The sequence below is a fragment of the Streptomyces sp. NPDC008313 genome (assembly GCF_042956125.1).
Lineage (GTDB): Bacteria > Actinomycetota > Actinomycetes > Streptomycetales > Streptomycetaceae > Streptomyces.
Genome location: NZ_JBIBFR010000013.1, coordinates 136,203 through 149,091, shown reverse-complemented (window position 1 = coordinate 149,091; position 12,889 = coordinate 136,203). Strand labels below are relative to the sequence as shown.

The following is a 12,889-nucleotide window of genomic DNA, read 5'->3' as shown; positions in this document are numbered from 1 at the left end:
GGATGACGCTTTCGTAACCCTCGGCCGGTTGTGCGCGAAGGGGTCAAGTTCTGGCAAAGGGTCGCCCTGGGCGGGGAGCCGGGGAGCCGGGGAGCCGGGGAGCCGGGGACGGCGGCCGGGGGCTCAGTTGCGGCGCAGCAGGCGTGTCGCGCCCGCCGCGACCGTGGTGGCCAGGACCCAGCCGAGGAGGACGACCGTCGCCGCCAGCCACTGCCAGCCGCCGCTGAGCTGCCAGTACCCCATCTGCCCGAAGTCGATCACCGGGAGGAGCAGGTCCAGGGCGAAGAGCGGGGCGTTCCACGAGGGGTGTTCGTGTGCCTTGATCGGCGGATGGTCGGCGTGGGTGAAGGCGAGGGACGAGGCGGCCCACAGCAGGGCCATCCACAGGGCGGCGCGGCCCGGCCGGTACCCGTACGCCACCGTCCAGTCCTGCGCGTACCCCCACAGCTTGGCCGCCGGGGGCAGCGTCTCGCGGCGGCGGCGCTGCTTGGCGAGCAGCACCTCGCGGGCGTCCTCGTCCGCGCCGCAGCCGCGCAGCACCGTCGCCAGGCACTCGTACGGCTCGGGGTTGTACTCGGCGGTCGCCGCGGCCACCCACTCCAGCCGCAGCGCCAGCGGGAACGCGCCCCGGGGCACCAGGCTCTCGTAGGTGAAGCCGCCCATCTGCAGGCTGCCGGGCCCCGGCCAGGCCGACGCCCTGTCGATCAGGTTGACCACCCGCGCGCCGGACAGCACGACCCGGCCGCGCCGCGGCCGCTCCCCGAGGAAGCGCAGCTCGGGCGTCTGCACCCGGCGCATCGACAGCTCCTGGCCGTCGGCAAGGAGGAAGCGGGCCTGCTCGAAGTCGACCGCGTCCCCGAACCGCCCGTCGTCGAGCCGGATGCCGCCCACGCACTCGAAGCGCTGCACCCGGGTGCCCCGGGCCGGGGTGGTGCCGCTGGTCTGCAGCGGGTTGCCGACGCCCGCTGGGGTCAGATAGAGGGTGCGCTCCACGGTCAGCTGCGGGGCGTTCAGCGCGAGCCGGCCGTAGGGGTTGCGCAGCCGGCTGCCGCGCAGGCTGAGGGAGACGCCGACGGTGGCGCTGCGCAGGCTCATCTCGCCGTGCGACTCCAGCATCTCGGCCTGGAGGTCCTGTCCGACGGTCATCCCGTCGCCGGTGAGCGAACGGCCGCTGCGGTCCCGGTGGATGACGGCCTGGTTGAGCAGCAGGTCGGTGCCTATGTGCGCGTCGGTGAGCCGGACACCGCGGTGGAAGCGGCAGCGCGGCAGATGCAGATCGCCCTCGGTGTGCACGCGGGCGCCCTCCAGGCGCGGTACCGAACAGTCGACCAGGCGGACGGTCGTGAACCGCGCCTCCGGCACCCGGATCTCGTTCTCGAAGCGGCACCCCTTCATCTCGACGTACGGGACGACGGTGCCGCCCGACAGGTCGAGCGAGCCCGTGACGAGCACGCCGGACAGCTTCAGGGAGGAGACCCGGCCGTCCAGCGCCGGCGGCCCGTTCAGCAGCAGCCAGGCCACGATCCGGGCCCGGACGCCGCGCTCGGGCCCCCACGGGTGGATTCCGTGCGGGTCGTCCGCTGCCGCGTCCCCGCTGCGCAGGTCGTACACGCTGCCGTTGCGGAACGCCTGCCACATGCCGGCCTCGGCGGCGGTCAGGTCCTCCGGCAGCTCTCCCGCGCCGGTGCGGGTCCCCTGCGTCACGGCTCATTCCCCCTTCCCCATCTACCAGCGGGTTCGTACAGCTGTTCATGCCCGCTGAGTGACCGCCTGAACACTGATGGTGAGGAGGAACTCCGGGATGTCGTATCAGTCATTGATACGGGCGACCGGCGGCCTGGGCGGGTCTGAGAGAATTGACCGCGTGATCTCCCGAATCGATCTGCGCGGCGACGCCCTCCCCGAGGGTTCCGCCCTGCGCGACCTGCTGCCCCGAGCCGACTTCGACGTGTCCGCCGCCCTGGAGAAGGTGCGGCCGATCTGCGAGGCCGTGCATCATCGCGGGGACGCGGCGCTGATCGACTTCGCGGAGAAGTTCGACGGCGTGCGCCTCGAGAGCGTGCGGGTGCCCGCCGAGGCGCTCGACAAGGCCCTCCGGGAGCTCGACCCGGCCGTGCGCGCCGCGCTGGAGGAGTCCATCCGCCGCGCCAGGGCCGTCCACCGCGCCCAGCGCCGCACCACCCACACCACCCAGGTCGTGCCCGGCGGCACGGTCACCGAGAAGTGGATCCCGGTCGACCGCGTCGGCCTGTACGCACCGGGCGGCCGGGCCGTCTACCCGTCCTCCGTGATCATGAACGTGGTGCCCGCCCAGGAGGCCGGCGTCCCGTCCCTCGCGCTGGCCTCCCCGGCCCAGGCCGAGTTCGGCGGGCTGCCGCACCCGACCATCCTCGCCGCCTGCGCCCTGCTCGGCGTCGACGAGGTGTACGCGGCCGGCGGCGCCACCGCCGTCGCGATGTTCGCGCACGGCACCGAGTCCTGTCCGCCGGCCCCCATGGTCACCGGCCCCGGCAACATCTGGGTCGCCGCCGCCAAGCGCTACTACGCCGGCCGCATCGGCATCGACGCCGAGGCCGGTCCCACCGAGATCGCGATCCTCGCCGACGACAGCGCCGACCCGGCGCACGTCGCCGCCGACCTGATCAGCCAGGCCGAGCACGACCCGCTCGCGGCCGCCGTCCTCGTCACCGACTCGCCGGCGCTCGCCGACGCGGTGGAGAAGGAGCTGGAGCCGCAGGTCGCCGCCACCAAGCACATCGACGACCGGATCGTCCCGGCCCTGTCCGGCCGGCAGTCCGCGATCGTGCTCGTCGACGGCGTCGAGGAGGGACTCAGGGTGGTCGACGCCTACGGCGCCGAACACCTGGAGATCCAGACCGCCGACGCGGCCGCCGTCGCCGACCGGGTCAGGAACGCCGGCGCGGTCTTCGTCGGCCCCTGGGCCCCCGTCTCGCTCGGCGACTACGCCGCGGGCTCCAACCACGTCCTGCCCACCGGCGGCTGCGCCTGCCACTCCTCGGGCCTGTCCGTCCAGTCCTTCCTGCGCGGGGTCCACGTCGTCGACTACACGCGGGACGCGCTGGCCGAGGTCGCGCACCACGTGGTGACGCTGGCGGAGGCGGAGGACCTGCCGGCCCACGGGGCGGCGGTCAAGGCGAGGTTCGGATGGAAGGTACCCGAGAGCAAGTGAGCACGTTCGGCATCGACGACCTCCCCGTACGGGACGAGCTGCGGGGCAAGTCCCCGTACGGCGCGCCCCAGCTCGACGTCCCCGTACGGCTGAACACCAACGAGAACCCCTACCCGCTGCCCGAACCGCTCGTCGAGCGGATCGCCGAGCGGGTCCGTGAGGCGGCGCGGAACCTCAACCGCTACCCGGACCGGGACGCGGTGGAGCTGCGCACGCGGCTCGCCGCATACCTGACGGACACCGGCGGACACCGCGTCGGCGTCGAGAACGTCTGGGCGGCCAACGGGTCCAACGAGGTCATCCAGCAGCTGCTGCAGACCTTCGGCGGACCGGGCCGCACCGCCCTCGGCTTCGAGCCGTCGTACTCGATGCACGCGCTCATCGCGCGCGGCACGGGCACCGGCTGGATCTCCGGGCCGCGCGGCGAGGACTTCGCCATCGACCCGGCCGCCGCCGAGAAGGCGATCGCCGAGCACCGTCCCGACGTCGTCTTCGTCACCACCCCCAACAACCCCACCGGCAACGCCGTCCCGGCCGAGACGGTCCTCGCGCTGTACGAGGCCGCCCAGGCCGCCGGGCCGTCGATGGTGGTCGTCGACGAGGCGTACATCGAGTTCAGCCACGGCGACTCGCTGCTGCCCCTGCTGGAGGGCAGGCCGCACCTCGTCGTCTCGCGGACCATGTCCAAGGCGTTCGGCGCGGCCGGCCTGCGCCTCGGCTACCTGGCAGCCCACCCGGCGGTCGTGGACGCCGTCCAGCTCGTCCGGCTGCCGTACCACCTCTCGGCCGTCACCCAGGCGACCGCGCTGGCCGCCCTGGAGTTCACCGGCACCCTGCTGGGCTACGTCGAGCAGCTGAAGGCCGAGCGGGACCGGCTGGTCTCCGGACTGCGTGCGATCGGCTTCGAGGTGACGGAGTCCGACGCCAACTTCGTGCAGTTCGGGCGCTTCGACGGCGAGAACGGCTCGCACGAGGCCTGGCGCAAGATCCTCGACCGGGGCGTCCTGGTCCGGGACAACGGCGTACCGGGGTGGCTGCGGGTGTCCGCGGGAACCCCGGCCGAGAACGACGCGTTCCTCGACGCGGCCAGGGACGTCATGGCGCAAGCCGCACGCGAACGCACGAAGAACCAGGAACAGGAGCAGAGCGGATGAGCCGCGTCGGGCGCGTGGAGCGCACCACCAAGGAGACCTCCGTCCTCGTCGAGATCGACCTCGACGGGTCCGGAAAGGTCGATGTGTCGACCGGGGTCGGTTTCTACGACCACATGCTCGACCAGCTCGGCCGGCACGGCTTGTTCGACCTCACGGTGAAGACCGAGGGCGATCTGCACATCGACTCGCACCACACCATCGAGGACACCGCCCTCGCCCTCGGCGCCGCCTTCAGGCAGGCGCTCGGCGACAAGGTCGGCATCTACCGCTTCGGCAACTGCACGGTCCCGCTGGACGAGTCGCTCGCCCAGGTGACGGTCGACCTGTCCGGCCGCCCCTACCTCGTGCACACCGAGCCCGAGAAGATGGCGCCGATGATCGGCGAGTACGACACGACCATGACCCGGCACATCCTGGAGTCGTTCGTCGCCCAGGCGCAGATCGCGCTGCACGTGCACGTGCCCTACGGGCGCAACGCGCACCACATCGTGGAGTGCCAGTTCAAGGCCCTCGCCCGCGCCCTCAGGTACGCCTCCGAGCGCGACCCGCGGGCCGCCGGCATCCTCCCCTCCACGAAGGGCGCGCTGTAATCCCATGAGCGGTCTGTCCACCGTCCTGATCGTCGTCGGGCTCTTCCTGCTCGGCGGCGTCTACTCCTTCGTCAAGCAGCAGATGCCCAGGAGCCTGATCGTGCTGCTCTCCATCGGCGCCGCGATGTGCCTCGTCTCGGGTGTCCTCAGGCTGGAGGTGTGGAATTGAGCGGCCCCGCGAAGCGAGTCGTCGTCTTCGACTACGGCTTCGGCAACGTCCGGTCCGCCGAGCGTGCCCTCGCCCGGGCGGGAGCCGACGTCGAGATCACCCGTGACTTCGACCGGGCCATGAACGCCGACGGGCTGCTGGTGCCCGGCGTCGGCGCCTTCGCGGCCTGCATGCGCGGTCTCAAGGAGGCGCGCGGCGACTGGATCGTCGGCCGCCGCCTCGCCGGCGGGCGCCCGGTCATGGGCATCTGCGTCGGCATGCAGATCCTCTTCGCGCGCGGCATCGAGCACGGCCAGGAGACCGAGGGCCTCGACGAGTGGCCCGGCACGGTCGCGCCCCTGCAGGCCGACGTCGTCCCCCACATGGGCTGGAACACCGTCGAGGCCCCGGAGGGATCGGCGCTCTTCGCCGGCCTCGACGCCGACGCGCGCTATTACTTCGTGCACTCCTACGCGGTCCACGACTGGTCCCTGGAGACGGCCAACCCCACATTGCGGGCGCCCCTGGTGGCCTGGTCCACCCACGGCAAGCCCTTCGTGGCCGCCGTCGAGAACGGCGCCCTGTGGGCCACGCAGTTCCACCCCGAGAAGTCCGGCGACGCCGGAGCCCAGCTCCTCACCAACTGGATCGGAACACTGTGAGCAAGCTCGAACTCCTCCCCGCCGTCGACGTCCGCGACGGCCAGGCCGTCCGCCTCGTCCACGGCGAGTCCGGCACGGAGACCTCGTACGGCTCCCCCCTGGAGGCCGCCCTCGCCTGGCAGCGGTCGGGCGCCGAGTGGCTGCACCTGGTGGACCTGGACGCCGCGTTCGGCACCGGCGACAACCGGGCCCTGATCGCCGAGGTCGCCGGGGCGATGGACATCAAGGTCGAGCTGTCCGGCGGCATCCGCGACGACGACACCCTCGCCGCCGCGCTCGCCACCGGCTGCACCCGCGTCAACCTCGGCACCGCCGCCCTGGAGACCCCGGAGTGGGTCGCCAAGGTCATCGCCGAGCACGGCGACAAGATCGCGGTGGGTCTCGACGTACGCGGCACCACGCTGCGCGGCCGGGGCTGGACCCGGGACGGCGGCGACCTCTACGAGACGCTGGAGCGCCTGAACGCCGAGGGCTGCGCGCGCTACGTCGTCACCGACATCGCCAAGGACGGCACCCTCCAGGGCCCCAACCTGGAGCTCCTCGAGAACGTCTGCGCCGCGACCGACCGCCCGGTCGTCGCGTCCGGCGGCGTCTCCTCCCTGGACGACCTGCGCGCCATCGCCGGCCTGGTCCCGCTGGGCGTCGAGGGCTCCATCGTCGGCAAGGCCCTGTACGCGAAGGCGTTCACCCTGGAAGAGGCCCTGGCGGCGGTGTCCCGGTGAGCGAGCTGCGACGCGTCGCCACCGGGGCCCCCTGGGAGGACACCTTCGGCTACTCCCGCGCGGTGGAGCTGCCGAACGGACTGGTCCTCGTCTCCGGCTGCACCTCCGTGGTCGACGGCCAGGTCGCCGGCGGAGGCCCCTACGAGCAGGCGGTCAACTCCTTCAACGTCGCGTTCGACGCGCTCGGGCAGCTCGGTCTCGGCCGCGAGGACGTGGTCCGCACCCGCATGTACCTCACGCACGCCCGCGACGTGGACGACGTCGGACGCGCCCACAAGGAACTGTTCGAGGCGGTGCGCCCCGCCGCTTCCATGATCATTGTCTCCGGCTTCGTGGACCCGAGTCTGGTCGTCGAGGTCGAGGTGGAGGCATACCGAGGGGGAGCGGGCACATGAGCCTCGCCGTACGCGTCATCCCCTGCCTGGACGTCGACAACGGCCGGGTCGTCAAGGGGGTCAACTTCCAGAACCTGCGCGACGCGGGCGACCCCGTCGAGATGGCCAAGGTCTACGACGCCGAGGGCGCCGACGAGCTGACCTTCCTCGACATCACGGCGTCCTCCGGGAACCGCGAGACCACCTACGACGTGGTGCGCCGCACCGCCGAGCAGGTCTTCATCCCGCTCACCGTGGGCGGCGGCGTGCGCACCGCCGAGGACGTCGACAGGCTGCTGCGCGCGGGCGCGGACAAGGTGGGCGTCAACACGGCCGCCATCGCCCGGCCCGAGCTGATCCGCGAGATCGCCGAGCGGTTCGGCCGGCAGGTCCTGGTCCTGTCGGTGGACGCGCGGCGGACCGCGTCCGGGTCCTTCGAGGTCACCACCCACGGCGGCCGCGAGGGCACCGGCATCGACGCGGTCGAGTGGGCGCACGAGGCCGCCGAGCTGGGTGCGGGCGAGATCCTGCTCAACTCGATGGACGCCGACGGCACCAAGGACGGCTACGACATCGAGATGATCGAGGCCGTACGGAAGCACGTGACCGTGCCGCTCATCGCCAGCGGGGGAGCGGGGCGCCTCGCCCACTTCCCGCCCGCCGTCGCCGCGGGCGCGGACGCCGTGCTCGCCGCGTCCGTCTTCCACTTCGGCGATCTGCGGATCGGCGAGGTCAAGGAGACCCTCCGGGCAGCGGGACACCCGGTGCGGTGACGCTGCGCTGAGCTTCGAGCCCCGGTCGCCCTGGAGGGGCGGCCGGGGCCGCTTTTCGGACGGATAGGAAAGGAATGTTGCGCAAAATGTGTTGCGCAACATTCCTTTCCTATCTATTCTGGCGGGCATGGATGGCAAGGAGAACCGCCGGATCACCGACCTCGGGACGCTGAAGGCGCTCGCCCACCCGCTGCGGGCCAATCTGTACCGGCTGCTGTGCGTCGACCGGACCGCGACGGCGTCACAGCTCGCCGAGCACGTGGACGAGGCCGTCTCGCTGGTCAGCTATCACCTGCGCAAGCTCGCCGAGCACGGGCTCATCGAGGAGGCCGAGGCGCAGAGCGCCGACGCGCGTGAGCGCTGGTGGCAGCCCGCGTCGAACGGGGTGAGCATCCGGGACGAGGACTTCCGTGACGCGCCGGAGAAGACCGCCGCCCACCTCGCGGCCGCCCGCCTTTTCCACGACCAGCGATCCGACCACTACCGCCGCTACCTGGACGAACGGCCTACCTGGAGTACGGAGTGGAACGCCGCGTCCGTGGACAACGAGTCCTGGATGCGGCTGACCTCGGCGGAACTGACGGAACTCCGGCGGGAGCTGGAGGAGTTGCTGCGCCGGTACGACGAGCGGGGCCGCGCCGCCGAGGCCGCGGGTGATACCGAGGGGCGCGAGCACGTTGCCCTCTACATGTACGGCTTCCCCTTCCGTGTCTGAGAGGACCCCGGCCGTGAGCGACACTCTGACACCTGCCGCACCCCTCACCGAGGCCCGGCCCGCCCACCGCGACGGCAACGTGCTGCGCTGGCTCGCCGCCTACACCGCCTCGATTCTCGGCGACAACGTCTACTACATCGCCCTGTCCTGGGCCGCGGTCCGCGCCGGGACGCCCTCGCAGGCCGGGCTCGTGATGGCCGTGAGCGCCGTCCCGCGTGCCCTGCTGATGCTCGGCGGAGGAGTGGTCGCCGACCGCTTCGGGCCCCGCAGGGTCGTCATCGGCAGCGACGCCGTGCGCTGCGCGGCCGTCCTCGCCGTCGCCGCGCTGCTCTTCACGGCGGGCCCGGGCCTGTGGCCGCTCGCCCTGCTCGCCCTCGTCTTCGGCACCGTCGACGCCGTCTTCATGCCCGCGGTGGGCGCCCTGCCCCCGCGGATCACCGGCCACGGCCAGCTCGCCCGCGTCCAGGGCATGCGCGGGCTCGCGATCCGCTTCGCCAATGTCGTGGGCGCCCCGCTCGGCGGGCTCGGCGTCGCCCTGGGCGGCTCGGCGGCGGCCTTCGGACTCGCGGGACTGCTGATCGCGGTGTCGGTGCCGCTGCTCGTCTCCGTACGGATGCGCGCTCTCCCGGCGTCGGACGCGCGGGACGGGGAGGGGCCGGGCGAGCCGCCCGCGCCGCGCACCGCCTGGCGGGACCTCGGCGACGGGCTGCGGTACATCCGCCGCCACCGCGTCCTGGCCCCGCTCATGGTGGCCATCGCCCTCGGCGACCTCGGCTTCGTCGGCCCGCTCAACGTGGGCCTGACCCTCCTCGCCGACCAGCGCGGCTGGGGGGCCTCCGGCATGGGCTGGGTGCTCGCCGGGTTCGGCACCGGCGCCGGGGCCGCCGCCCTGCTGCTGACGGTGCGCGGCAGGCTGCCGCACGCCGGGTGGCTCCTGTCGGTGGCGATCATCGCGGGCTCGGCCGCGATCGGCGCGCTGGCGTACGTCCCCCACGTCGCCGTCGCGGTCGGCGTGGCCGTACTCGTCGGCCTGCTCGCCGGGCTCAGCGGCGCCCTGTGCGGCGCGCTGCTGCAGACCCAGGCCGAGCCCGCCTACCTCGGCCGGGTCAGTTCCGTCGCGGGCATCGTCAGCCTGGGCATCGCGCCGCTCAGCATGCCGGTCTCCGCCGCCGCCATCGGCGCGTGGGGGACCGGCCCGGTCTTCGTCGCCAGCGCCGCGCTGTGCGGGTTCGGCGGGGTCTTCGCCCTCTGCTCCCGCGCCCTGCGCCGCGCCGAGCTGCCGCGCTGAGCCGCCGCGCCGAGCGGAGCCCGCGTCCGGCGTCGCCCATCGGTCCCGCGCCCGTGCGGCCGGGCGTCGCGGACGTGCCCTGCCCGGGCTGTCCCGTGCTGTGCCCGCGCTGTGCCCGCGCACAAGGTTGAGGCTCGCGCGGTAGGAGCGCGCCCAGCGCGGGGTGCCGTCGCGGCGGGGCGTTCGCGCTGGTCAGCGGCCCGGCGAAGGGGTGTGCGAGGCCGTCCGGCACCCGGTTCCCCCGTCGGTCGCGCGGTCGTAGCCTGCCGCCGTGACCGGACAGAAGATCCCCCCACGTCCGCTCCGACCGCCCAGGCTCCACGGCCGGAGCGTGGAACTCGAGACCGTCGATACGCTGCTCGCCCGGCTGCGCTCCGGCCGCGGCGGCGCCCTCCTCCTCACCGGCGCCCCCGGCCTCGGCCGCACCGCGCTGCTCACCGAGGTCCGCCACGCCTACGACCAGGGCGCCGTCTGGCACACCCGGGCGACCAGGGCCGAGAGCCGTATCCCGTACGGAGGGCTGCACGCCCTGCTCAGCGCGGGCGGCGTCCCCGAGGCGGAACGGGCGCGGCCGGGCCGGGCGCCGAGGCCGCTCGGCATCCTGCGGGCCCGGCTCGAACCCGCGGCGCTGCTGGAACTGCTGGGCGAGCGGGTCGCGGCGGAGCCCCTGCTGGTCTGCGTGGACGACGTCCACCTGTGGGACGGGCCGTCCCGCGCGGCGCTCGGCTTCGTCGCCCGCAGGCTCGACACCCCGCGTCCGGTCGGCCTGCTGCTGTCCGCGGCGGGCCGCGGCCGTGCGGACGGGGACCTCGCCGGACTCCCCCTCGTGCGGCTCGGCCCCCTCGACCGCGCGGCGGCCGGCGCCCTCCTCGACGACCGGGCGCCCTGCCCCCTCGACCCGGCGGTACGGGCGGAACTGGTCCGGGAGACGGCCGGCAATCCGCGGCTGCTGAGCGACCTGCTGGCCGCGCTGAGCCCGCGTCAGCTCCAGGGCGAGGCCCCGCTGCCGCGACCGCTGGTCGGCCCCGACGCGCTGCTGCGGGTGCGCGGAGCGGGCCCCGGCGACCTGCCGTCCGGAGCCCGGCTGATCCTGCTGCTGGCCGCGGCGGCGCACGAGCAGGACCCGGAGGGGCACGGCGCCGACCTCACCCTCGTGCTCCGCGCCGCCGGCACCGCCGGGGCGGGCCGGGCCGAACTGTCCGAGGCCGAGGACGCGGGGCTGCTGCGCGTCGCGGGGGAGCGCCTCGTCTTCGACGACGAGCCTCTGCGCCGGGCGCTCTACGCCGGGGCGCCGCAGGCACGAAGGCGCCGCGCGCACGCCCTGCTGGCGCTCGCGCACGCCGGTGAACGGCAGCGGCTGCCCCGGCTGCTGCACCGCGCGCTGGCCGTGACGGGACCGGACCCGCGCCTCGCCGCCGACCTCGTCTCCACCGCGGAGGACGACCCGCGCTGGACGCACGCCGAACGGTCCGTGGCCCTGGAGCGGGCAGCCGGGCTCACCGAGCACGACGGGGCCCGGGTCGCGCGGCTGGCCGCCGCCGCCGAGCACGCGCGGCTGGCGGGGCGGCCCGAGCGGGCGCGCGCACTGCTCGCCGAGGCCCGGCCGCTGCCCGCCCACGACGCGGTGCGCGGCCGCGCCGAACTGGTCCGCGGCCTGCTCGGCCTCCAGGACGGCCCGGTCGCCGACGCCTACGAGGTGCTGCGGCTGGCGGCGGAGCTGATGGGCCCCTACGACCCGCGGCGCACCGGCACGGCCCGCCTCGCCGCGATGGAGGCGGCCTGGCAGGCGGGCGACGCCCTGGCCTGCCTGCACGCCACCACCGCCCCGGCGTCCCCGGCGAGACCGGGGCAGGCCCCCGGACGGTCGCGCACGGAGCCGGAGCGGGCGTTCGCCGACGAGTACCGCGAGGGGACGGCCGACCTGCTGAGCGGGCGTACGGAACGGGGCCGGACGGTGCTGCGCGGGCTGGTCGCCCGGGGCGAGCACGCCGGTGACCCCCGGCGGCTGGTGTGCGCGGGCGCCGCCGCACTGCTGGTCGGGGACCTCGCCGCCGCCTGCCGGGTGCACGCGCGCGCCCTCGCCGTCGCCCGGTCCCGGGGCCTCGCCACCCTCGTACCACTGACCCTGGAGCGGCTGGCCTACGCCGAACTGCGGGCCGGGCGGCACCTCAGGGCCCGGGTGCACGCCGAGGAGGGACTGCGTGCGGCCCTGCGCACCGGGCAGCGCAACCTCGCGGCCCACCAGCACGCCGTCCTCGCGCTCGTCGCCTCCGTCGAGGGCGACGCACGGGCCGTCGGCGAGCACGCCGCGGCCTGCTGCGCCGTCGCGGAGCCGCACGGGCTCGTCCAGGCCGCCACGCTCGCCCAGTGGGCGCTGGCCCGTACCGACCTGAGCCGGGGCCGCGCCCCCGAGGCCGCCGCCCGGCTCGGCCCCCTCGTGCGGCCCGGCCCGCGCGGCGGCCACTTCGCGGTGCGGATGCTCGCCGTCCCCTGCTACGTCGAGGCGGCGGTCCTGGCGGGCGAACCGGACGGCGCCCCGGCGGCCGTAGACGAGTTCGCCGTCTGGACGGGGATGGGCGTCGACCCGGGCGCCCCGGCCCTGCTCGCCCGCTGCCGGGCCCTGCTCGAAACCGTCGAGAGCGGGAACGATCCCGGCGCCGACGGCACCCGTACCGGCGTCCATCCGGCCGAGGCCCGCTACGCGGAGGCCCTGGCACGGCACGACCTCGCGGGCGGGGACTTCGAACGGGCCCGTACGCAACTGCTGTTCGGGCAGTGGCTGCGGCGCAGAAGGCGCCCCGGCGAGGCGCGGGGACGGCTGCGGGACGCGCTGGTCGCGTTCGAGCGCTGCGGCGCCCGCGCGTGGGCCCAGCACACCCGGGCCGAGCTGCGGGCCACCGGGGACGCGCCCGCGCACCCGCCGCCCGGGGCGCTGACACGGCTGACGCCGCAGCAACTGCGGATCGCCCGGTTCGTCGCGGAGGGCGCCACCAACCGCGAGGTCGCCATGCGGCTGTCGGTGAGCCCGCGCACGGTCGACCACCATCTGCGCAACGCCTTCGCGCTCCTGGGGGTCCGCTCCCGCGTGGAACTGGCCCGGATCGTCGACCGCGACGACGGGCCCGCCCCGGAGCGCTGACCCCCGCGCCGGGGACGAATCGCGTTCCGCTCGTCCGGAATTTGACGACAGACCCTAGGGACCGACCGGACGGTATGTCATCCTTCGGAGCCAAGGACTGCTCCGGAGCCGCGGCGGGGGGACGAACGCCGCGC

General features: G+C 74.5%; 12 protein-coding genes. 11 read left to right on the top strand and 1 reads right to left on the bottom strand.

Annotation, left to right across the window (positions count from 1 at the left end; all coding sequences use genetic code 11):
* Nucleotides 1–123: 123 nt before the first annotated feature.
* Entirely contained in the window at nucleotides 124–1,638 is a 1,515-nt protein-coding gene (locus ACFY93_RS19290) for an oxidoreductase (RefSeq protein ID WP_391360499.1), read from the bottom strand.
* A 226-nt stretch (nucleotides 1,639–1,864) separates the two neighbouring features.
* On the opposite strand from ACFY93_RS19290, the gene hisD reads away from it, so the two are divergent.
* The 11 genes from hisD to ACFY93_RS19235 all read left to right on the top strand — a co-directional run bounded on the left by hisD (nucleotide 1,865) and on the right by ACFY93_RS19235 (nucleotide 12,755).
* Nucleotides 1,865–3,190 carry a histidinol dehydrogenase gene (hisD, locus tag ACFY93_RS19285; protein ID WP_391360257.1) on the top strand — a complete coding sequence of 442 codons (1,326 nt, stop codon included), beginning with the start codon at nucleotides 1,865–1,867 and terminating at the stop codon, nucleotides 3,188–3,190.
* Nucleotides 3,187–4,344, top strand: a complete 1,158-nt coding sequence (locus ACFY93_RS19280; protein WP_391360254.1) for a histidinol-phosphate transaminase — start codon at nucleotides 3,187–3,189, stop codon at nucleotides 4,342–4,344. The genes hisD and ACFY93_RS19280 overlap by 4 nt, the downstream gene beginning before the upstream one ends.
* A complete protein-coding gene (hisB, locus tag ACFY93_RS19275; protein ID WP_391360252.1) occupies nucleotides 4,341–4,934 on the top strand; it encodes an imidazoleglycerol-phosphate dehydratase HisB in 594 nt (197 codons plus the stop codon). Before ACFY93_RS19280 ends, hisB begins: the two co-directional genes overlap by 4 nt.
* 4 nt (nucleotides 4,935–4,938) lie before the next feature.
* Complete coding sequence (locus ACFY93_RS19270) at nucleotides 4,939–5,103, top strand: hypothetical protein (protein ID WP_391360249.1); 165 nt, start codon at nucleotides 4,939–4,941, stop codon at nucleotides 5,101–5,103.
* Nucleotides 5,094–5,744 carry an imidazole glycerol phosphate synthase subunit HisH gene (gene hisH / locus ACFY93_RS19265; protein ID WP_391360247.1) on the top strand — a complete coding sequence of 217 codons (651 nt, stop codon included), beginning with the start codon at nucleotides 5,094–5,096 and terminating at the stop codon, nucleotides 5,742–5,744. Before ACFY93_RS19270 ends, hisH begins: the two co-directional genes overlap by 10 nt.
* Nucleotides 5,741–6,466, top strand: coding sequence for a bifunctional 1-(5-phosphoribosyl)-5-((5-phosphoribosylamino)methylideneamino)imidazole-4-carboxamide isomerase/phosphoribosylanthranilate isomerase PriA (gene priA / locus ACFY93_RS19260; protein ID WP_391360245.1), 726 nt, complete (start codon nucleotides 5,741–5,743; stop codon nucleotides 6,464–6,466). Before hisH ends, priA begins: the two co-directional genes overlap by 4 nt.
* Nucleotides 6,463–6,861 (top strand): Rid family hydrolase, encoded by a 399-nt coding sequence (locus ACFY93_RS19255; RefSeq protein WP_391360242.1) that lies wholly within the window; start codon nucleotides 6,463–6,465, stop codon nucleotides 6,859–6,861. The genes priA and ACFY93_RS19255 overlap by 4 nt, the downstream gene beginning before the upstream one ends.
* The gene (hisF, locus tag ACFY93_RS19250) at nucleotides 6,858–7,613 is read left to right on the top strand and encodes an imidazole glycerol phosphate synthase subunit HisF (RefSeq protein ID WP_391360240.1); all 756 of its coding nucleotides are present in this window, start codon (nucleotides 6,858–6,860) and stop codon (nucleotides 7,611–7,613) included. The genes ACFY93_RS19255 and hisF overlap by 4 nt, the downstream gene beginning before the upstream one ends.
* A 127-nt stretch (nucleotides 7,614–7,740) precedes the next feature.
* On the top strand, nucleotides 7,741–8,328 hold the full coding sequence (locus ACFY93_RS19245) for a helix-turn-helix domain-containing protein (RefSeq protein ID WP_391360237.1): 588 nt from the start codon (nucleotides 7,741–7,743) through the stop codon (nucleotides 8,326–8,328).
* Between the two features lie 13 nt (nucleotides 8,329–8,341).
* Complete coding sequence (locus tag ACFY93_RS19240; protein ID WP_391360234.1) at nucleotides 8,342–9,616, top strand: MFS transporter; 1,275 nt, start codon at nucleotides 8,342–8,344, stop codon at nucleotides 9,614–9,616.
* 271 nt (nucleotides 9,617–9,887) lie between these two features.
* Nucleotides 9,888–12,755 carry an AAA family ATPase gene (locus tag ACFY93_RS19235; protein WP_391360232.1) on the top strand — a complete coding sequence of 956 codons (2,868 nt, stop codon included), beginning with the start codon at nucleotides 9,888–9,890 and terminating at the stop codon, nucleotides 12,753–12,755.
* The last annotated feature ends 134 nt before the right edge of the window (nucleotides 12,756–12,889 follow it).

What these genes read in the sequence shown, in the direction of transcription:
- ACFY93_RS19290 (WP_391360499.1), bottom strand. Translation starts at nt 1,638, where the DNA reads ATGTGGCAGGCGTTCCGCAACGGCAGCGTGTACGACCTGCGCAGCGGG.
- ACFY93_RS19245 (WP_391360237.1), top strand. Translation starts at nt 7,741, where the DNA reads ATGGATGGCAAGGAGAACCGCCGGATCACCGACCTCGGGACGCTGAAG.
- ACFY93_RS19270 (WP_391360249.1), top strand. Translation starts at nt 4,939, where the DNA reads ATGAGCGGTCTGTCCACCGTCCTGATCGTCGTCGGGCTCTTCCTGCTC.
- hisF (WP_391360240.1), top strand. Translation starts at nt 6,858, where the DNA reads ATGAGCCTCGCCGTACGCGTCATCCCCTGCCTGGACGTCGACAACGGC.
- hisB (WP_391360252.1), top strand. Translation starts at nt 4,341, where the DNA reads ATGAGCCGCGTCGGGCGCGTGGAGCGCACCACCAAGGAGACCTCCGTC.